This window comes from Streptomyces sichuanensis (assembly GCF_020328095.1).
In the GTDB taxonomy this organism is placed as follows: Bacteria; Actinomycetota; Actinomycetes; order Streptomycetales; family Streptomycetaceae; genus Streptomyces; species Streptomyces cinnamoneus.
Genome location: NZ_JAIXMK010000032.1, coordinates 93,224 through 112,489, shown reverse-complemented (window position 1 = coordinate 112,489; position 19,266 = coordinate 93,224). Strand labels below are relative to the sequence as shown.

At 74.6% G+C, this 19,266-nt stretch carries 17 protein-coding genes and 2 pseudogenes; 12 read left to right on the top strand and 7 right to left on the bottom strand.

What is annotated here, in order from left to right:
* Window positions 1-1,042: acyl-CoA dehydrogenase family protein (locus LE181_RS13555; protein WP_225661503.1), on the bottom strand; the 1,042-nt coding region annotated here is incomplete at its 3' end.
* A gap of 318 nt (window positions 1,043-1,360) precedes the next feature.
* On the opposite strand from LE181_RS13555, the gene LE181_RS13550 reads away from it, so the two are divergent.
* From LE181_RS13550 to LE181_RS13535, 4 genes and pseudogenes are all read left to right on the top strand, one after another.
* Complete coding sequence (locus LE181_RS13550; protein ID WP_225661502.1) at window positions 1,361-2,590, top strand: glycoside hydrolase family 18 protein; 1,230 nt, start codon at window positions 1,361-1,363, stop codon at window positions 2,588-2,590.
* 153 nt (window positions 2,591-2,743) lie between these two features.
* Window positions 2,744-3,367, top strand: a pseudogene (gene dhaL, locus LE181_RS13545) (dihydroxyacetone kinase subunit DhaL); the annotation flags it as partial.
* A 57-nt stretch (window positions 3,368-3,424) separates the two neighbouring features.
* Window positions 3,425-3,838, top strand: a complete 414-nt coding sequence (dhaM, locus tag LE181_RS13540; protein ID WP_225661509.1) for a dihydroxyacetone kinase phosphoryl donor subunit DhaM — start codon at window positions 3,425-3,427, stop codon at window positions 3,836-3,838.
* Window positions 3,839-4,002: 164 nt separating this feature from the next.
* Window positions 4,003-5,151 (top strand): PP2C family protein-serine/threonine phosphatase, encoded by a 1,149-nt coding sequence (locus tag LE181_RS13535; RefSeq protein ID WP_225661501.1) that lies wholly within the window; start codon window positions 4,003-4,005, stop codon window positions 5,149-5,151.
* On the opposite strand, the gene LE181_RS13530 is transcribed toward LE181_RS13535, so the two are convergent.
* Window positions 5,141-5,881, bottom strand: coding sequence for a PIG-L deacetylase family protein (locus LE181_RS13530; RefSeq protein ID WP_225661500.1), 741 nt, complete (start codon window positions 5,879-5,881; stop codon window positions 5,141-5,143). The two genes, LE181_RS13535 and LE181_RS13530, sit on opposite strands and share 11 nt — an antisense overlap.
* Before the next feature lie 236 nt (window positions 5,882-6,117).
* Between LE181_RS13530 and LE181_RS13525 the strand changes: the two genes are divergently transcribed.
* The 3 genes from LE181_RS13525 to LE181_RS13515 are packed head-to-tail and all read left to right on the top strand — an operon-like array spanning window position 6,118 to window position 9,059.
* A complete protein-coding gene (locus LE181_RS13525) occupies window positions 6,118-7,185 on the top strand; it encodes an ABC transporter substrate-binding protein (RefSeq protein WP_225661499.1) in 1,068 nt (355 codons plus the stop codon).
* Entirely contained in the window at window positions 7,186-8,262 is a 1,077-nt protein-coding gene (locus LE181_RS13520) for a FecCD family ABC transporter permease (RefSeq protein ID WP_225661498.1), read from the top strand.
* Window positions 8,259-9,059: an ABC transporter ATP-binding protein gene (locus LE181_RS13515; protein WP_225661497.1), complete on the top strand. Its 801-nt coding sequence runs from the start codon at window positions 8,259-8,261 to the stop codon at window positions 9,057-9,059. Before LE181_RS13520 ends, LE181_RS13515 begins: the two co-directional genes overlap by 4 nt.
* Here the strand turns inward: LE181_RS13515 and LE181_RS13510 are convergent.
* Window positions 9,052-10,032: an L-tyrosine/L-tryptophan isonitrile synthase family protein gene (locus LE181_RS13510; protein ID WP_372458341.1), complete on the bottom strand. Its 981-nt coding sequence runs from the start codon at window positions 10,030-10,032 to the stop codon at window positions 9,052-9,054. The genes LE181_RS13515 and LE181_RS13510 overlap by 8 nt on opposite strands.
* Window positions 10,032-11,288: a cytochrome P450 family protein gene (locus LE181_RS13505; protein ID WP_225661495.1), complete on the bottom strand. Its 1,257-nt coding sequence runs from the start codon at window positions 11,286-11,288 to the stop codon at window positions 10,032-10,034. Before LE181_RS13505 ends, LE181_RS13510 begins: the two co-directional genes overlap by 1 nt.
* A 297-nt stretch (window positions 11,289-11,585) precedes the next feature.
* Between LE181_RS13505 and LE181_RS13500 the strand changes: the two genes are divergently transcribed.
* From LE181_RS13500 to LE181_RS13490, 3 genes are all read left to right on the top strand, one after another.
* The gene (locus LE181_RS13500; RefSeq protein WP_225661494.1) at window positions 11,586-11,804 is read left to right on the top strand and encodes a hypothetical protein; all 219 of its coding nucleotides are present in this window, start codon (window positions 11,586-11,588) and stop codon (window positions 11,802-11,804) included.
* A gap of 92 nt (window positions 11,805-11,896) precedes the next feature.
* Entirely contained in the window at window positions 11,897-14,401 is a 2,505-nt protein-coding gene (locus LE181_RS13495; protein WP_225661508.1) for a heavy metal translocating P-type ATPase, read from the top strand.
* A complete protein-coding gene (locus LE181_RS13490; RefSeq protein ID WP_225661493.1) occupies window positions 14,398-14,892 on the top strand; it encodes a copper chaperone PCu(A)C in 495 nt (164 codons plus the stop codon). Before LE181_RS13495 ends, LE181_RS13490 begins: the two co-directional genes overlap by 4 nt.
* Before the next feature lie 322 nt (window positions 14,893-15,214).
* On the opposite strand, the pseudogene LE181_RS13485 reads toward LE181_RS13490, so the two are convergent.
* A pseudogene (locus LE181_RS13485) lies at window positions 15,215-15,760 on the bottom strand (sigma-70 family RNA polymerase sigma factor); the annotation flags it as partial.
* A gap of 61 nt (window positions 15,761-15,821) precedes the next feature.
* Here LE181_RS13485 and LE181_RS32455 point away from each other — a divergent pair.
* Window positions 15,822-16,016, top strand: coding sequence for a zf-HC2 domain-containing protein (locus LE181_RS32455; RefSeq protein ID WP_225661491.1), 195 nt, complete (start codon window positions 15,822-15,824; stop codon window positions 16,014-16,016).
* A 165-nt stretch (window positions 16,017-16,181) separates the two neighbouring features.
* Here the strand turns inward: LE181_RS32455 and LE181_RS13475 are convergent, their stop codons facing one another.
* Together LE181_RS13475 and LE181_RS13470 are read right to left on the bottom strand one after the other, a co-directional pair.
* On the bottom strand, window positions 16,182-16,976 hold the full coding sequence (locus tag LE181_RS13475) for a hypothetical protein (RefSeq protein WP_225661490.1): 795 nt from the start codon (window positions 16,974-16,976) through the stop codon (window positions 16,182-16,184).
* Between the two features lie 396 nt (window positions 16,977-17,372).
* Window positions 17,373-17,636 carry a holin gene (locus LE181_RS13470; RefSeq protein ID WP_225661489.1) on the bottom strand — a complete coding sequence of 88 codons (264 nt, stop codon included), beginning with the start codon at window positions 17,634-17,636 and terminating at the stop codon, window positions 17,373-17,375.
* 321 nt (window positions 17,637-17,957) lie between these two features.
* Between LE181_RS13470 and LE181_RS13465 the strand changes: the two genes are divergently transcribed.
* A complete protein-coding gene (locus tag LE181_RS13465; protein ID WP_225661507.1) occupies window positions 17,958-19,205 on the top strand; it encodes a sigma-54-dependent transcriptional regulator family protein in 1,248 nt (415 codons plus the stop codon).
* The last annotated feature ends 61 nt before the right edge of the window (window positions 19,206-19,266 follow it).

Below are 19,266 nucleotides of genomic sequence, written 5' to 3'. Positions count from 1 at the left end.
ACCCGCCCATCAGCTGGACGGCGTCGGTGGTCACGCGCATCGCGGCGTCGGTGCAGAAGAGCTTGGCCATGGCCGCCTGGCGCGCGAAGGGCTTGCCCTCGTCGCGGAGCCGGGCGGCGGCGAGGTAGAGCGCCCGGCCCGCCTCGATCTGGGTGGCCATGTCCGCGAGCATGAACCGCAGTCCCTGGAAGTCGGCCAGCGGCCGGCCGAACTGCCGCCGCTCGGCGACGAACGCCAGGGCCTGGTCGAGGGCGGCCTGGGCGACGCCGACGGCGCAGGCGGCGATGCCGAGGCGGCCGGAGTCGAGGGCGGCGAGGGCGATGGAGAAGCCCTGGCCCTCGGCGCCGAGGCGCCGGGCGTCGGAGACGACGACCCCGTCGAAGTGCAGCTGCGCGGTGGGCGAGCCCTTCATGCCCATCTTGCGCTCGGGGGGCGCGGCGCTGAGTCCGGGAGCGTCGCCGGGCACCAGGAACGCCGTGATGCCGTGCGGGCCTTCGCCGCCCGTGCGCGCCAGCACGGTGTAGAAGTCGGCGATCCCGCCGTGGGTGATCCACGCCTTGGTGCCGTCGATGGTCCAGGTGTCGCCGCTGCGCACGGCACGGGTGCGCAGGGAGGCGGCATCGGAGCCGGCGGACGGCTCGGAGAGGCAGTAGGCGCCCAGGAGGCCGCCGCCGAGCATGGCGGGCAGGTGCTCCTGCCGCTGCTCCTTGGTGCCGTAGCCGGCGAGGGCGTGGCAGGCGAGGGTGTGCACGCTGACGCCGAGGCCCACGGTGAGCCGGGCCGCGGCGAGCTCCTCCAGCACCTGCAGGTAGACCTCGTAGGGCTGGTCACCGCCGCCGTACTCCTCGGCGTAGGGGAGGCCCAGCAGGCCCGATTCGGAGAGCAGTCCGAAGACCCGGCGCGGGAAGTGCCCGGCGTCCTCCTCCTCGGCCGCGTGCGGCGCGATCTCCCGCTGGATCAGCTCGCGGACGAGCGAGATCAGGTCGCGGGCCTCTTCGGTGGGCAGCTGACGCTCCACCGGCTGCGGGCCGTGATCGGTCATGACGGCGGCTCTCCTCCCTGTCGGGCGCGGCGGCGGCGGGCGCGCAAGGGTGTCGGCGGCGCCGCCGTGGATGCCCCGCCGATGGTCGCGCGCCGGGTCGCGGAACGGCGTGACCTGCGGCGGTGGCGCTTGGAGTATGCCCGATCGGGGGCCCGGCGTCACGGGTTCGTTGATCTTGAGGGAGTTCTTCCGGTGGTTCGGTCCGAACCATTGACCGTATTGGTCTAGTCCTTCTACGGTTTCCCCACTGTTCAGCGCGTCCCTGTCAACAGCCGGACGCCGGTCACCCCTGCTCTCCCCACCCCACCGAGGAGAACCATGCCCGGACCGCACGGACACCGCCCCCGCGCCCTGCTCGCCTCCGCAGCGGCCGCCGCCACGCTGCTGGCCACCGCACTGGCCGCCGCCCCCGCCACGGCCGACACCCCCGACGACACCGCCGCGGGCCGCCGCGTCGTCGGCTACTTCACCAACTGGGGCGTCTACCAGCGCAATTACCACGTCAAGAACATCGAGACGTCCGGCTCCGCCGCCAAGCTCACGCACATCAACTACGCCTTCGGCAACGTCAGCGGCGGCAAGTGCACGATCGGCGACGCCTACGCCGACTACGACAAGGCGTACGACGCGGCGGGCAGCGTCGACGGCAAGGCCGACACCTGGGACAACGGCGCCCTGCGCGGCAACTTCAACCAGCTGCGCAAGCTCAAGAAGCTGCACCCGAACCTCAAGGTGGTCTGGTCCTTCGGCGGCTGGACCTGGTCGGGCGGCTTCGGCGAGGCCGCGAAGAACCCCGCCGCGTTCGCCGAGTCCTGTTACGGCCTGGTCAAGGACCCCCGCTGGGCCGACGTCTTCGACGGCATCGACATCGACTGGGAGTACCCCAACGCCTGCGGCCTGACCTGTGACACCAGCGGCCGCACCGCCTTCCGCGACGTCATGGCGGCGCTGCGGGCGAAGTTCGGCACGAAGAACCTCGTCACGGCCGCCATCACCGCCGACGCCTCGGCCGGCGGCAAGATCGACGCGGTGGACTACGCGGGAGCGGCCCGGTACGTCGACTGGTACAACCCCATGACGTACGACTACTTCGGCGCCTGGGAGGCCAAGGGCCCCACCGCCCCGCACTCGCCCCTGACGTCCTACACCGGCATCCCCAAGGCCGGGTTCAACACGGACGCCACCCTCACCAAGCTCCAGTCGCTGGGCATCCCGTCGTCCAAGCTCCTGCTGGGTCTCGGCTTCTACGGCCGCGGCTGGACGGGCGTGACGCAGTCCGCCCCCGGCGGCACGGCCACCGGGCCGGCGAAGGGCACCTACGAGGCCGGCTTCGAGGACTACAGGGTGCTCAAGTCCACCTGCCCGGCCAACGGGACGGTCGGCGGCACGGCCTACGCCAAGTGCGGCAACGACTGGTGGAGCTACGACACCCCGGCCACGATCGCCGGCAAGTCGGCCTACAAGAACCGCAAGGGGCTGGGCGGCACGTTCTTCTGGGAGCTCAGCGGCGACACCGCCGACGGCGAGCTCATCAAGGCGATCGGCTGACCGGCCCTCAACCACCGGGACCGGGGCGGGAGCCGGAGCCGCCGCCCCTGTCCCGGTCAGCGGTCCGCGGTCCGCGGTCACGCCGGCGCGACGAACCGCCGCGGCCTCATGGTTACGCTGGGCCGACCCGAGCCCGATGAGGAGCCGCCGCCCATGCCTGTCACGCTCGACCTGGACTTCTTCCGCCGCTTCCTGGACCGTACGACGCGCGTCGTGGCCGAGGAGGCCGCGCACCTCACCGAGCTCGACGCAGCCATCGGCGACGCCGACCACGGCGCCAACCTCAAGCGGGGCTTCACCACCGTCGCCGAGGCCGTCGCCGCCGAGCCCCCCGCCACCCCGGGGGCGCTGCTCACCGCCGTCGGCGTCCACCTGACCAACACCGTCGGCGGCGCGGCCGGGCCCCTGTACGGGACGGTGCTGCGCCGCATGGGCAAGGTGCTCGGCGAGGAGCCGGTGGTGGAGCCGGAGGCCCTCGGCCGCGCCCTGGCCGCGGCGGTGGCGAGCGTACGACGGCTCGGGGACTCCGCGCCCGGCGACAAGACGATGGTCGACGCGCTCCAACCGGCCGCCGACGCCTACGCCGAGGCCCTGGCGGACGGGGACGTGACCGCGGCCCTCGACGCCGCCGCCCGGGCCGCCCGCGCGGGGGCCGCGGCCACGGTCCCGCTGCAGGCGCGGCGCGGCCGCGCCAGCTACCTGGGCGAGCGCAGCATCGGCCACCAGGACCCGGGCGCCACCTCCTCCGCGCTGCTGATCACGGCGTTGTACGAGGCGACCGACCCCGCCCTGTGCGCCGCCGCACCGCCGGAGCGGGTCCGGGAAGAACCCGAGGTGCGGGCCGAGGCGCCGGCGGGACGGGTGGGGGTCGTGCTCGTCTCGCACAGCCGCGCGGTGGCGGAGTCGGCGGCCGCGCTCGCCGGAGCCCTGGTCGGCACGGGCGACCCGGCGCCGGTCGCCCCGGCCGGCGGGCTGCCGGACGGCTCGATCGGCACCAGTGCCGAGCTGGTCCGCGGGGCGGTGGCGACGGCCGACGAGGGGGCGGGCGTGGTCGTGCTGTGCGACATGGGCAGCGCGGTCCTCACCGTCAAGGCCCTGCTCGCCGAGAAGGAGTTCGCGACCGTGCGCATCGCGGACGCCCCCTTCGTCGAGGGCGCGGTGGCGGCCGTGGTGACGGCCTCGGCGGGCGGCGACATGGCGGCCGTCCTGGCGGCCGCGGACGACGCGCGGACGTACCGCAAGCTCTGACACGCCGGCCTCCGGGGCCGCAGCGGAAAGCCGGGAGCCGGTGCGCCGGGAAGCAACCGAACAGATGTGGCCGACACGAGACCAGCTGCAGGGCATTCCCCGGGAAAGTCTGGAAATGTCTACGTGTCCCCATCCCCCTTTCCCGGCGCGGAGGTCCTGCCACGGTGTCGCGCACCCTGCCCCTGTCGCGGCCGAAGGCCGGCACACTGCCGTTCGCGCTGGTCCTGGCCTACCTCGTGGTCGTCGTGGCCGTCGACCTGGTGACCCCCGCCAACCTGCGCCTGGACATGTACGCCGCGCTCGCCCCCATCAGCGCCGCCGCCCTGTGCACCTACCCCCAGACGGTGTTCGTCGGGGCCCTGGACTTCTGCCTGATGGCGGCGCACCACGGGGTGCTGCCCCAGCACATGCCGGTCGTCAACCGCATCGGATCCGTCGTGGGCAACGCGCTGATGACCGGCGCGAGCATCGCCCTGGCCCGGCTGCGGCGCGACGAGGTCTCCCTGCTGGAACGGGTGCGCGTCACGAGCGAGGCCGCCCAGCGGGCACTGCTGCGGCCCCTGCCGCTGCGCACCCGCGGCGTGCTCGTGAACGGCTTCTACGTGTCCTCGCAGCGGGAGTCGCTGATCGGCGGTGACATCTACGAGGTCGTCGACACCCCCTACGGGACGCGGGTGCTCATCGGCGACGTGCGGGGCAAGGGCCCCGGCACGCTGGGCGCGGGGGCGGCGGTGCTGACGGCGTTCCGGGAGGCCGCCTACCACCGGCGGGACCTGGAGGGCGGGGTGGTGGCCATGGAGCAGGGGCTGTACCGCTACCACCGGTCGGTGGAGTACCAGGCGAGCTCGGGGGGCGCACAGGCGTCCGAGGAGTTCGTGACCGCGCTCGTCTTCGGGACGGAGGAGGACCCGGCCGCGCCGGCGGCGTCGCCCACCGCGGTGTCGGTGGTCTTCCTCGACTGCGGGCACGTGGCGCCGTTCCTGCTCGGCCCGGACGGCGGCGTGCACGAACTGGAGCAGGAGGCGGGCCTGCCGCTGGGGCTGGGGGACCTGGTGCCCCAGCAGCGCTCGGCCCGGCGGGTCGCGCTGGACCCGGGCTGCCGGGTGCTGGCCTGCACGGACGGGGTGACGGAGGCGCGTGCCCCGGGCGGTGCGTTCTATCCGCTGGCCGAGCGGCTGCGCGCCTGGGCCGCCCTGCCCACGTCCGAGCTGCTGCGGCGGCTGCGCGCGGACCTCGACGCGCACACCGGGGGCCGGCTGCAGGACGACGTCGCGGTGCTGGTGATGGAGCGCGTGCCCGCGGTCAGCGGGTGAACAGCTCGAAGGCCACGCCCGGCCGGCCGCCGAACCGCCGGGCGACGGCCGCCATGCTGCCCTCCAGGAGGTTGTGGCAGTAGGTCTGCGGGTCCTCGTCGGTGAGCGCCTCGATGTAGGTGCGGTGGCAGAGCAGGGAGGCGACGGCCCGTTCGAGGCCGGCGGCCGCGGCCACGGCGTGGGTGGCGTGCGGGGAGCCGGCGACGGCCACGTACCGCACGCCGTCCCAGGGCAGCAGGCCGTCCTCGGCGAGGTCCGGGAAGATCCAGCGGTTGCCGGCGTCGGCGACCGCGTCGAGGGCGGCCCGGCCGACGTTGCGGTGGTCGGGGGTGTTCCAGAAGACGGTGCCGCCCCAGGACCAGGTGTCGTGGTGGTTGAGCGTCAGGACGAGGTCGGGACGGTGGCGGCGGATGGCGGCGGCGAACCCGCGGCGCAGCGCGATGCCGTACTCGACGGTGCCGTCGTCGTGGCCGAGGAACTCCACGCTCTCCACTCCGACGGCCGCGGCGCTCGCCCGCTGCTCGGCCTCGCGCAGGGGTGCGGCCTCGGTGGGGGTGAGGGTGTCGATGCCGGCCTCGCCGAAGGTGGCCAGCAGGTAGGCGCAGGTGCGGCCCTCGTCGGTCCAGGTGGCGACCGCGGCGGAAGCGCCGTATTCGAGGTCGTCGGGGTGGGCGACGATGGCGAGGGCGCGCCGCCAGTCGGTGGGCATCTCGGCGAGCTGGTCGGTCATGGCGTCTCCTTCGCAGCGCGGTCCTCACGGCTCCGGCAGCCCCCGGCGGCCCCGGTCGTCCGGGTGGCCCGGCGGTCTTCACCACTGGTGGACCTCGGGGCAGCGTATGCGTGCCGACGGCGGAGCTTTTCACTCTTCTTCGCGACACGCGGGAACCAGGTGGACGTGCGGTCCGACTATCTGGTCCCGGACCCGTACGGTCGGGCCCGGGTATGTCGACTTCTGGAGAGTTTCTGATGCGCCCTCGTGCGTGGTGCGGTGTGCTGGCCGCTGTGGCCCTGTCGGCGACGGCTTGCGGCGGCGGTGGCGGTGAGGCGAAGAAGGCCGACGACGCGGGCGCGGCCGCCGGCGCGAAGGCCGGGTTCCCGGTGAGCGTCAGCGACTGCACGGGCGCGAAGACGACGTTCGACGCGGCGCCGCAGCGCATCGTCACCAGCAACGCGGCCGGTCTGGAGCTGCTGATGTGGCTGGGCGCCGGCGACAAGGTCGTCGGGACGGGCTTCCCGCCCGGCAAGGGCGCCCTGCCCGGGGAGTACGCGGAGGCGGGCGCCAAGGTGCCGGTGCTGGGCAAGACCGTGATCCCGAAGGAGAAGCTGCTCGGCTCGGGCGCGCAGGTGTACATCGACTCCTTCTCCTCGATGAAGAACATGGGCAAGATGGGCGACGCCCCGACGGCCGAGGAGTTCAAGGCCGCCGGCATCCGGCACGTCTTCCTGAAGTCCACGGCCTGCGCCGCGATGAGCAAGTCCGCCCGTACCGACCTGTCGGGCGTCGAGGCCGACATCGAGGAGCTGGGCAAGGTGACGGGGACGTCCCGGCGGGCGACCGAGCTCGTCGAGGGCATGCGCAAGAAGACCGGTGAGGTCCGCGAGGCGCTCAAGGACGTGCCCGAGGACAAGCGGCCGACGTACTTCCTCTTCGACTTCGACGCCGGCACCAAGCAGCCGATGGCCGTGTGCAACCGCCAGGTCGCCAACGCCGTGATCACGCAGGCGGGCGCCCGGAACGTCTTCGCCGACTGCGAGGGCGACTTCAAGCCCGTCGGCTGGGAGGACGTCGTCGCCAAGAACCCGCAGTGGATCCAGCTCGCCGTCCGTAACCGCGGCAGCCAGGAGGCCAACGACAAGGCGTTCGACGAGGCCGCCGCGTTCCTCAAGTCCTTCCCCGCCACGGCCGGGCTCGACGCCGTCAAGGAGGGCCGTTTCCTGCGCATCGGCTCCGAGCGCACCACCATCGGCGGAGTGCGCAGCGCCGACACCGTGCGCGAGATCGCGCACACGCTGCACCCGGACCGGGTCAAGTAGATGGCGACGCTCACCGAGGCCGGTGCGGCCGAGGAGGAGCGGGAGCCGGGCGCCCGCACGGTGCGGGCCGGCTGGGCCTGCGCCGTGCTCGGCGCCGGCCTGCTGGTCGCGCTGACCGCGTCGGTGTGCCTGGGGTCCACCTCGGTGCCGCTGGGCGAGGTGTGGTCGGCGGTGGTCCGGGGCATCGGCGGGCAGGAGCCCGTGCCGGGCACCCGGGACCTGATCGTGTGGCAGCTGAGGGTGCCGCGCGCCCTGCTGGCCGCGGTGGTGGGGGCGGGCCTGGGCCTGGTCGGCACGGCCGTCCAGGCCCTGGTCCGCAACCCGCTCGCCGACCCCTACCTGCTGGGCATCTCCAGCGGGGCGTCGCTGGGTGCGGTCTCGGCGATCGTGCTGGGGGCGAGCGCGGGCGGTGCGCTGGGGCTGGGGCTGTCCTCGGCCGCGTTCGCAGGGGCGCTGGCCTCCTTCGCGCTGGTGTGGACCTTCGCCCGGCGCGGGGGCGGCTTCCGGCCGTTGCGGCTGGTGCTCGCGGGCGTGGGCATCGGGCAGTTCCTGTCCGGCTTCACCCACTACCTGGTGCTGCAGGCGGGGGACGAACAACAGACGCACGGCGCGCTGTTCTGGCTGATGGGTTCGCTGGGCGGCGCCCAGTGGTCCACGCTCGCGCTGCCCACGGCGGCGGTGGTGCTGGCCTCGGCGGCGCTGCTGGCCCGGGCCCGGGGGCTCAACGCGATGCTGATGGGCGACGAGACCGCCGCCAGCCTGGGCGTGGACGTCACCCGGCTGCGCCGCGAGCTGTTCGTGGTGACGAGCCTGCTGACCGGCGTGCTGGTGTCGGTGTCGGGGGCGATCGGCTTCGTGGGGCTGATGGTGCCGCACGCGTGCCGGATGGTGGTGGGCGGCGATCACCGCCGGCTGCTGCCGGTGGCCGGGCTGTTCGGCGCCCTGCTGCTGGTCGTCGTCGACCTGGTGGCCCGCACCGCGCTGCCCGACCAGGAGTTGCCGGTGGGTGTGGTCACCGCGCTGATCGGTGCTCCGGCACTGCTGTATCTGCTGGACCGACGCATGGAGCGGCTGTGAGGATCGCCATCGAGGACCTCGAAGTGAGGCTGTCCGGGCGGACGGTGGTCTCCGGGGTCGATCTGTTCGCCGAGGACGGCGAGATCGCCGCGCTGGTGGGCCCCAACGGCAGTGGGAAGTCGACGGTGCTGCGGACGGTCTACCGGCATCTGGCGCCGCACGCCGGGCGGGTGCTCGTCGGCGGCACGGACATCCGGCAGCTGACACCGGTCGCGTCCGCACGGCAGATCGCGGCGCTGCCGCAGGAGCGGGGCACGGACTTCGAGCTGAGCGTCCGCGAGGTCGTGGCCATGGGCCGTACGCCCTACAAGCGGGCCTTCGCGGGCGAGGACGCGGCCGACCGGGACGCCGTGACGGAGGCGCTGGCCCACGTGGGCATGGCGGGCGCGGCGCGCCGGCGGTTCTCCGCCCTCTCCGGCGGCGAGCGCCAGCGCGTGCTGCTGGCCCGGGCGCTGGCCCAGGACCCGAAGGTGCTGGTGCTGGACGAGCCGACCAACCACCTGGACGTGCGGCACCAGGTGGAGCTGCTGGCCCTGTTGCGCCGGCACCGCCGTACGACGCTGCTGGCGCTGCACGACCTGAACGCGGCGGCCTCGGTCTGCGACCGGCTGCACGTCCTGCACGAGGGGGCGGTGGTGGCGTCGGGGGCGCCGCGCGAGGTGCTCACCCCGGAGCTGCTGGCCGAGGTGTTCGGGGTGCGGGCCGCCGTGGTCGAGCATCCGCTGACCGGCGACCCGCTGATCGCCTTCGATCACCGGGCGCCGGCCCCCGTCGTGGTGCCGGCGACGGTCAGCTGACCGCTGCGTGGCCGACCGCTTCGTAGTGGCTGGGGCGCCCGCCGCGCAGGACGAGGCGCCCCAGCTTTTCGGCGTCCGCGCGGCGCATCAGCCGGGCCTGGCCGCCCGGTTGCCGGAGCACGGCCGTGTGCCAGGGCGTGGCCCAGGCGTCGGCCGCCTCCAGCAGCCTGATCCCGAACTTGGCGGCGCCGGACGGCTGCGGGTGGATGGACAGCCGTACCGACCGCGGGTGGCAGTGCGCGATGAGGTCGCCCCACGCGCGGCTGCGGGCGATGACCCCGTACGCCCGTTCCCGGCACGCGCGCTGCAGGGCGGAGCGGGTGCCGGTGAACTCCGCGGTGTCCTCGGCCAGGAAGCGGGTGATGCCGCGGTAGAGCCGGGCGGTCTCCTCGTCGCTGCGGACCTGGGCGCGCAGCGCGGCGAGGGAGGGGGCGTAGGCGTCGGTCACCAGGGCGCGCTTGGTGTCGTAGTCGGCGTCGCCGTGGACGTGGCGCATGTCGAACGTGTCGAGGTGGTGCAGCCCCTCGCTGCGGATGAGGGTGCGCAGCGCGTCCCCGTAGGCGTCGATGTGCGCGTCGGGCACGTCGATGAGGTCTCCGAAGATGTGGCCGTCGGAGCAGATCAGCATCCGGGCCCCGGGCTCGTATATCTCTCCGATGCGGGCGCAGAGCCGGTCGAGGAAGGCGAGGGAGAGGCGCTCGCCCTCGTCGGGGAGGTGGCCGAGGACCTTGGCGGGGTTGGGCGATTTGCAGGGGAAGCCGGGGAGGGTGAACAGCACCGGCTCGCCCGCGTCCGTGAACTGCCGTATCTGCCGCAGTTGCTCGGGGTGGGAGCCGGGGCCGGTGGTGGTGGCGGGCCCGGTGGTGCGGTGGTAGGGCAGGAGGAGGCCGAGGATGCGGTCCTCGACGGGGGTACGGTCGTCCGCGGGGGCGTCGGCGGGCCGGGGCCGGGTGAGGGTGTCGGCGAGGGGCATCATGCGGTCGTCCCACGGGAGTAGGGGCATACGGGCCGGTCGAAGGTGACGGGGAGTTCGGCGGTGCCCCTGCCGAGGACGGCGGGGATCCAGCGGAGCTCCTCGTCGGGGACGGCCAGGCGCAGGCCGGGCAGCCGGGTGACGAGCGTGGTGAGGGCGACCTGGAGCTCGATGCGGGCGAGGGCGGCGCCCGGGCAGAAGTGGATGCCGTGCCCGAAGGCCAGGTGCGGGCCCTGGGACCGGTCGAGGTCGAGGGTGTCGGGGTCGGGGAAGCGCTCGGGGTCCCGGTTGGCGGCGCACAGCGAGACGATCACGGAGTCGCCGGCGGGCACGCGGGTGCCGTGCAGGTCGGCGTCCTCGGCGAGGAAGCGCCAGGTGGTGAGCTCGAAGGCGCTGTCGAGGCGCATCAGTTCCTCGACGGCCCGCGGCATCAGCTCCGGCTCCTCGCGCAGCCGGGCGAGGGCCTCGGGCTGCCGCACGAGGGAGACCAGGGCGGTGGTGATCTGGTTGGTGACGGGCTCCTGGCCGGCCACCAGCAGCTGGAAGATCATGGAGTCCAGTTCCTCCGGGGTGAGCTCGCCCTCGTCGCGGGCGGCCACCAGCCGGCCGAGGAGCCCGTCGCCGCCGTGCTCGCGCCGGTCGGCGACGACCTCGGCGATGTACGCCTGGAGTTCGCGCAGCAGCGCCTCGTAGGCGGGGCGGCCGGGGTCGGTGGGGCCGACGGGGGCCACGACCTTGCCCCACTCGCGCCGGAAGCGGGCGGCCAGGTGCGGGGGCAGCCCGATGACCTCGGCGAGGACCTGGAAGGGGAAGCGGGCGGCGAAGCACTGCACGAGGTCGGCGGTCCGCGCGTCTTCGGGCAGGGCGTCGACGAGGGCGTCGGCCATCTCCTGGAAGCGCGGCCGCAGCGCCTCGACGCGGCGCGGGGCGAAGGCGTCGGTGACGAACCGGCGCATGGCGGTGTGCTTCGGCGGGTCCTGGTGGAGGAGGTGGACCTGGAGCTGGGAGTGCTGCGGCTCCGGCATGATCGAGGCGCGTTCGCGCCAGCGGTCGTTGCCGCGCGCGTGGTTCTTGCCGAGCCGGGGGTCGGCCAAGGTCTGCTGTGCGGCGGCGTGGCCGGTGACCAGCCAGGCGGTGACCCCGCTGGGGAAGAGGACCCGGTGGATGGGCCCGGCCTCGCGCATCCGCGCGTACAGCGGATACGGGTCGCGCTTGTACGCGGAGCCGTAGAGGGGTACGGGGTCGGGCAGCGGCACGGTGGGGGTCTCCCTCGTGAAGTCGTGTGACGTCGTCGGTGGTGCTGGACCCCTGAGAAGTCGTACGGAGGGCCCGGTGGGTTCCCGGGGTGCCGACGGGGTTTCGCACAGCCCTTCGACGGACGCTGCGGTGGGCGCTGTCCGGGGCGTTGTTCCGGCGCTGTCCGGGGCGCCGCAATCTCTGGGTAGTCGGCTGGACGACGCCCCTGGTTCCCGGGCGCGAAAGGGATAATCCTCACGCGCCGGAAAGTGGGCGAAGCAGCCGGGCGCCGGCGCCTGCCGTGCCACGATGCGGCGATGACCGCACGTCGAGCACGTCCCCCGCTCACCCCCTACACGACCCTGGCCGGCTTCGTCCTCCTGCTGGCCGCCGTCTTCGGCGTCTCCTACCTGGCCGGCTCGGCGGCCGGTCCCGTCGCACCCGGTATGCACCGCAGCGACGGTGGCACACCGCCGGGCTCCGGCGGCGGGGGAACGGGCGGAAACACGGGCGGCATGCCCGGGATGGGCCACTGATGAGTACGACCACGAGCGCGGGCACGCCCGCCGCGGACATCCCGCCGGCGGGCTCCGGTGCCGTCACCGTCACCGAACTGATCGTCGGGGGGATGACGTGCGGTGCGTGCGTGGCACGCATCGAGAAGAAGCTCGGCCGGCTGGACGGGGTGAGCGCGACGGTCAATCTGGCGACCGGCCGGGCCCACGTCAGCCACCCCGCCACGGTGACGGCCGACGAGCTGATGGCGGTCGTGGTGGCCGCGGGCTTCACGGCCGCCCTGCCGGAACCGCAGCCCACGCAGGACCGGGACGATCCGGCCGGGGCGGAGGAGCCCGCCGCCGGACGGCTGCTGATCACCGCTGCTTTGGCCGTGCCGGTGCTGGTCCTGTCGATGGTGCCGGCCCTGCAGTTCCGCAACTGGCAGTGGCTGTGCTTCACCCTGGCCACACCGGTCGCGGTGTGGGGGTCGTGGCCGTTCCACCAGCGCGCCCTGCGCGGCCTGCGGCACTCGGCCGCGACCATGGACACCCTGGTCTCGCTGGGGGTGCTGGCCTCCTACCTGTGGTCGGCGTACGCGCTGTTCTTCGGCGGCGCCGGGGAGCCTGGCATGACGATGCCGTTCACGCTGGTGCCGTCGGTGACGGGCGACCGGGCGGACGTGTACCTGGAGGCGGTGGTCGGCGTACCGCTGTTCGTGCTGGCCGGCCGGATGCTGGAGGCGCGGGCGCGCCGCGGCACGGGCTCCGCGCTGCGGGCGCTCGCCTCGCTCGCGGCGAAGGACGTGGTCGTCCGCGCGGCGGACGGGGCGGAACGCAAGGTGCCGATCGGCGAGTTGCGGGTCGGTGACCACTTCGTCGTCCGGCCCGGTGAACGGGTGGCCACCGACGGCGTGGTCGTCGCGGGCAGCTCGGCGCTGGACCTGTCGCTGGTGACGGGCGAGAGCGCACCGGTGGAGGCCGGCCCGGGCACCGCCGTGGTCGGCGGGGCGGTCAACTCCGGCGGTCTGCTGGAGGTGCGGGCCGAGGCGGTCGGGGCGGACACCCAACTGGCCCGGATCGCCCGGCTGGTCGAGGACGCCCAGGCGGGCAAGGCCCGCGTGCAGCGGGTGGCGGACGCGGTCGCCGGGGTGTTCGTCCCCGCGGTCCTGACGGTGGCGGTCACCGTCCTCGGCTTCTGGCTGGGCGCGGGCGCCTCCGCACAGGCCGCCGTCACGGCGGCGGTGGCCGTGCTGGTCGTCGCGTGCCCGTGCGCCCTGGGCCTGGCCACCCCCACGGCCCTCCTGGCCGCCACGGGCCGCGGCGCGGGCCTCGGCATCCTGGTCAGCGGCCCGCAGGCACTGGAGGGCCTGCGCCGCGTGGACACGGTCGTGCTGGACAAGACGGGCACCCTGACGACGGGTTCGATGACGGTCACGGAGGTCACCGGCGACGAGACGACCCTGCGCCTGGCAGCAGCCGCAGAAGCCGGCTCGGAACACCCGGTGGGCCGCGCGATCCACGCCCACGCCCAGGCCCGCTTTCTGGCCCTGGAACCGGCTTCCACGCCTCTGCCGCCGGCAACGGACTTCATGGCAACGCCGGGCGTGGGCGTACGGGCGACGGTGGAAACCCACCTGGTGGAGGTAACGCGCCCGGGGGGCGGGAACGGGTACTCGGCGCCCGGCGGGGCGCGGGCCGGGGCCGCAGGCCCGGGACCCCACGGCCCGGAAAGCAGGCACACGACACCCGACGGACCGGGAGCCGCAGGCTCGGCACCCGACGGGGCGGGGGCCGGGGCCGCAGGCCCGGGGGCTCACGGCCCGCGAAGCGGGCAGGCGGTGCCCGACGGGGCCGCAGGCCCGCCTTCTGTCGGGGTCCGGGGCGGAGCCCCGGTTTCGGGAAGGGGCGGGGTGGGGAAAAATCCCGCCCCCCTCCCCCGCCCCCTTGCCGAAGCCCTCCGCAGGGCGGAGGACAACGGCCACACCCCCGTCGTCGTCCACGTGGACGGCACGCCCCAAGCCGTCATCGCCCTCGGCGACACCGTCCGCGCCGGCAGCTACCGCGCCGTCGACCACCTCCGGCGCCTCGGCCTGCGCCCGGTGCTGGCCACCGGCGACAGCGAGGCCGCGGCGAAGGCCGTCGCCGCCGAGCTCGGCATCACCGAGGTGCACGCCCGGGCCACGCCCGAGGACAAGGCGGAGCTGGTGCGCACGCTGCGCGAACGCGGCCACCGCGTCGCGGTCATCGGCGACGGGGTCAACGACACCGCCGCCCTCGCCGGAGCCGACCTCGGCATCGCGATGGGCAGCGGCACCGACGCGGCCATCGGCGCGGCGGACGTGACGCTCGTCCGCGAGGACATGAGCGCGCTGGCCGACGCGGTACGGCTGGCCCGGCGTACCTCCGTGACGGTGCGCTCCAACCTGGTCTGGGCCTTCGGCTACAACCTGGTCACCGTCCCGCTCGCCGCGGTCGGACTGCTCAACCCGATGGTCGCCGCGGCCGCGATGTCCGCCAGCTCGCTGCTGGTGGTGGGCAACAGCCTGCGCCTGCGCGGCTGGCAGCCGCGACCCGCCGGGGCAGCCCGCACCCGGCCTTCCCGTAGCCGTAGCCGAAGCCGAGGTGGCCTCCGATGAAGGCATCCGCATCCACAACCGCACCTCTGATCCGCACCGCACGCGCGGCCCTGGTCCCGGTCACGGCCTGTGCGGTGGCCCTCGGCGGCCTCACCGCCTGGACGGCCTCCGGCGCGGCCGGCCGCCCGGCCGGCGTCACGGTCGAGGACGCGCGCGTCCTCGTGCCGTTCGGCATCGAGAGCACGGCGGCGATGGTCCGGCTGCGCAACACCGGTGACGAGGACGACGAGCTCGTCGGCGTCGACGTGCCCTCGGCGGGCGGCGCGATGCTCAGCCGCACGGTGGTGAAGAACGGCGCGGGCACCATGCGCATGGTCGCCTCGGTGCCCGTGCCCGCGCGGGGCACGCTGGAGATGTCGCCGCACGGCCTGGACATCATGGTCTACCGGCCGCCCGCCGTACGCGTGGGCGAACGCCTCCCCCTCGTCCTGCGCTTCCGCAAGAGCGGCACCGTGCGGGCCGAGGCGGCGGTCGTACGGCCGGGGAGCTGAGAACCGGCCCTTCCGCCAGGGCGCCGGGGACAGGCCAGGGGGCCACGGTGTTCCGCACACCGTGGCCCCCTGGCCTTGCTCCTGCTGCCACTACTGCGGCGGCGGCGCCGCGCTACCCGGCAAGCGCGGGCACACGCATCGGCGTACGCGCCGGAGCGCGCACCGGCAGACGCTCCGGCAGATGGACGGCAGCCGCCGCCCGCCCGGGCACCCCCCGCCCGGGGGGCGCCATTCTCTTGGGAGCAGGCCGCGCCGAGGCCGCCCGAACGGTCACCGCCCGAACCGCCGCCTCACGAACCGTCGCCTCCCGAACGGTCGCCTCCCGCTCCGCCGTCTCCAGCTGAACGATCAGCGCCTCACGCGCCCGCGCCACCCGCGACCGCACGGTCCCCACGGGGCAGCCGGCGACGACCGCGGCCTCCGCGTACGGCAGCCCCAGCATCTGGGTGAGCACGAACGCCTCGCGACGCTCGTACGGCAGCCGGTCCAGCAGCTGCGACAGCGCGACGCCCTCGTCGAAGCCGGGCAGCTCCGCGGACTGGGTGCGCTCCGCCGCCGACTGCCAGTCGTCCGTGTCCGACAGACGCGGCCGGGCCGCCTGGAAGCGGAGCCGGTCCACGACCGTGCGGCGCGCGATGGACAGCAGCCAGGTGCGGGCCGACGCGCGGCCCTCGAAGCGCGGCAGGGAGCGCAGCGCCCGCAGGAACGTCTCCTGTACGAGGTCGTCGGCACCCTGCGGGTCGTTGCTGAGCCGGGCGACGTACCGCCGCACGTCGCTCTGGGTGGCGCGGATGAACCGTTCCACCGCGTCGGCGTCGCCGCCGCGCGCGGCGAGGGCCCACGCCGTCACCGTCTCGTCGTCACGCACGGCGGCCTCCCGCCCGGGGGGTGGTGCGCCGGGCGCCGGGGGCGCCGGGGACGATGGCGGGGTGCATTGCAGTGAGGTTCGTACCGCTATATCCGCACGCGTCGACGGCGAGGAACTGCCGCCGGGCGTGTCCGACGCGGTGCTCGACGCGCATCTGCAGGTCTGCGCCGAGTGCCGTGCGTGGGGCGAGCGGGCGCGCAGGCTGAAGGCGCTCGCCGCCGGTCTGGGCCTGGGAACGGGTTCGGGTCCGGTGTGAACAGACCGGCGTGATGAGGGCAGGGGTCATCGCCCTGGGTCCTTCCTGGAATCCGGGCACGCCCTGCCCCGACTGCGGGACGGGCGGGCCCGGGTGACGTGATCCGACCTGGTCGGGCGCCGTGGGCGGACCCGGCGCGGCAGGCGGATGAGCCAGGAGGCCGGGTCAGCGAACGGCGAGGAGAGCCGGCGGACCGCGGGTGTCGAGGACGTGGGCGTACAGCAGCCGGCGCAGCCGCTGGGCGGCACGCCCGCGACCGGCCCGGACACGGGGCGGGCCGGGGCGCACCGGTACGTCGTGGAAGAGGAGGATCAGGGGGGCGCGGAGGCGGGCGCCGATGGTCCGGCCGAGCCGGAAGGCCGCCTGTTCGCCGCCGGAGAGCCAGACGCCGCAGAGGGCGGCGACGAGGACGTGGGCGGACCACATGCCGAGGGCGCCGTGGCCGGCGTGCATGGCCATGCCGGCCATGTCCGGGCCGTGGCTCATGCCCGTGCTCATGCCCGTGCTCATGTCCATGTTCATGCCCATGTCCATGCCGCCCATGTGGTCCATGGGCGGGGGCGCACCGGCCCCGGGGCCGGTCAGGGCACGGCCGCTGCCGTCGCAGATGTCGGAGAAGGCCGTACCGCCGCCCGTGGCGCCCACGCCGAGGTCCACCACGACGGTGGCGGCCGCGTGGGCGGCGTTGCGGGCGACGTTCTGCGCGAGCGTGAAGAAGGAGTGCAGTCCGGTCTGCGCGCCCACGGTGGCGAGCGTGATCAGCAGCGGACCACGTTCGCGGCCCGCGAGGAACCAGGCGCAGGCGCCCGTCGTCGACAGGGCGACGGCGATGGCCCACCAGGGGACGGTGACGCCGGACATGACGGCGTGCCCCAGGGCGGCGAGCAGCACGCAGACCACCGCGAACACGCCGGCTCGCAGCGCACGCGGTACCTGCCCGGTCTCCTGCCCTGTTCTCATGACGGAGACATCGTTGCACCCGCTCCGCACGGGCCGACGCCGGGGGGCGCATTGGCACCCCGCACGCCCCCCGCTCGGACGCATGGCTTCCGCCCGATGCGGAGCCCACGGGCCCCGCACGACCTCGCGCCGGCGGACATGGCTCCGCCCCGTACCGTCCGCCCGGCGGTACGGGGCGGCGGGCCACCCGGCTCGGGGGGATTGACCGGGAGCCCGGTCCCGTCGCGCCAGTGGGACTCGCGTCATCGAGTCAACCGCGTACGGGTCCTCGGCGGCAGCGTGTGCACGGGGGTGGGCGCGGGTGCACCGCGCACACCCCGTGTGGACCCTCGGCTTCCGCTACGAGCGGGCCGGCCGGCGAGGCGACCCTCCGCCCCGGCCCGTGCAGCCCGGGCCCTAGCGCCGGCCCTGCCCCTGGCTCCGCCCCTCCCCCCGGCCCTCGCGCCGGGCGGGCAGCCAGGCGGCGGTGCCCTTGTCACCGAAGCGGCTGCCGATCGCGCCCTTGATGACGGAGAGCGCGGCGGGCAGGGCCGCGATGGCGGCGGCCTTGATGGCCGAGACGCTGGTGAGGTCGAATCCGTCGGCTATGAGCAGACCGAGGAAGGTGGTCACATAGGCGGCGATGGTGCGTTCCGCGATGTCGAGGAGGACTTTGCGCATCAACGTGCTTCCGTTTCAAGGAGTTTCGGGAGTTGTTACCGGTGGTGGAAGAGTCGCCGCAGTGACGTGTGCACTGCAAATTCCCCCGGGTCCGGGGGTGTACCCGCCCTGTTCGCCGTCGACACTCCCGGCGCGGTGCCCGCGGCGGTATGGTCACGGCGGCGGAGCGAAGGCGGCCGGTGGCTGCTCCGACGCCAACACCGGCCTCCGGCAAGCGCACTGCAGCGGGAGGAGCTGATGGCCGAGGCGGTCGGCCCGGGCAGAACGAGCGACCCGGCCAACCCGAGCGAACCGGGCAACCCGAGCAACCCCTGGCTGGCGATGGCCTCGGGCACCGATGCCGCCGAGCGTTCCCGCCGGGTACGCGACGCGCATGCCGTGTTCGTGACGGGCGGCCCGCTGGACCCGCGGGTACGCCCGGTGGTCGCCGCCTCCTGGCGGCGTTCCGCGGCAGCGCTGCCCACGGCGGAGTTCACGGCTCCGGTCGAACTGAGCGACGCTGTGCTGGAGAGCCACCGCCGCGCGCATCCGCTCGCGCGGGTGATGCCGCTGTTCCGGGAGTTGCTGGGTTCCATCGCCGAGGACGGGGCCCATCTGCTCGCCGTCTGCGACACGGCGGGCCGCATGCTGTGGGTGGAGGGGCATCGGGGCGTGCGCCGGCGCGCGGAGAGCATGAACTTCGTGCCGGGCGCCCGCTGGGACGAGCGTCACGCCGGCACCAACGCGCCGGGCACGGCGCTCGCCGTGGACAACGCCGTGCAGATCTTCGCCACCGAGCACTACAACCGCCTCGTCCAGCCCTGGACCTGCGCCGCGGCGCCCGTTCACGACCCGCGCACAGGGTGGCTGCTGGGGGCCGTGGACATCACGGGCGGCGACCACCTGGCCGGACCGCACAGCCTCGCCCTGGTCCGGGCGACCGCCCGGGCGGCGGAGGCGCAGCTGGCGGCGGATGCGACCGGCCCGCGGCACACACTCGCTCTCCTGGGCCGGAACGAGGCACTGCTGGTGGTGGACGGCCGGCGACGGCGGCTGAGCGGACGGCACAGCGAGATCCTGGCCCTGCTCGCGGGCCACCCGGACGGACTGACGGGCGATCAGCTGATGTCGGCGCTGTACGGCGAGCGGCCGGTGCCGATGGTCACCTTGCGGGCGGAGCTGTGCCGGCTGCGCAGAGCGGTGGGGGAGGCAGGGGACCTGGTGGCGTCACGCCCGTACCGCCTGCAGGTGGCGCTGGCGACGGATGCGGCGGACGTGGAAGGGAAGCTGGCGGCCGGCGACCTGCGGGCCGCGCTGCGCGCCTACCACGGCCCGCTCCTCCCCCGCTCCGAAGCGCCGGGGGTGCGCCGGATGCGCGCGCTGCTGGAGGACCGGCTGCGGCGGGCGGTGCTGAGCAGCGGTGACGCGGCGGCGCTGCAGCTCTGGGCGGAGAGCCCGTGGGGCGAGGCGGACCTAGAGGCGTGGGAACGGCTGCTGGCGGCGCTCCCGGAGAGCGCGGCGCACCGCGGCACGGTGGCGGCGAGGGCGCGGAGGCTGCGGAATTCGTACGCGCACGACGACGGGAACTGACACCGGAACCGAGGCAACGTCCGTGCAACGCGCGCCGGTCTAGCGTGCGGGCGGCGCCGCA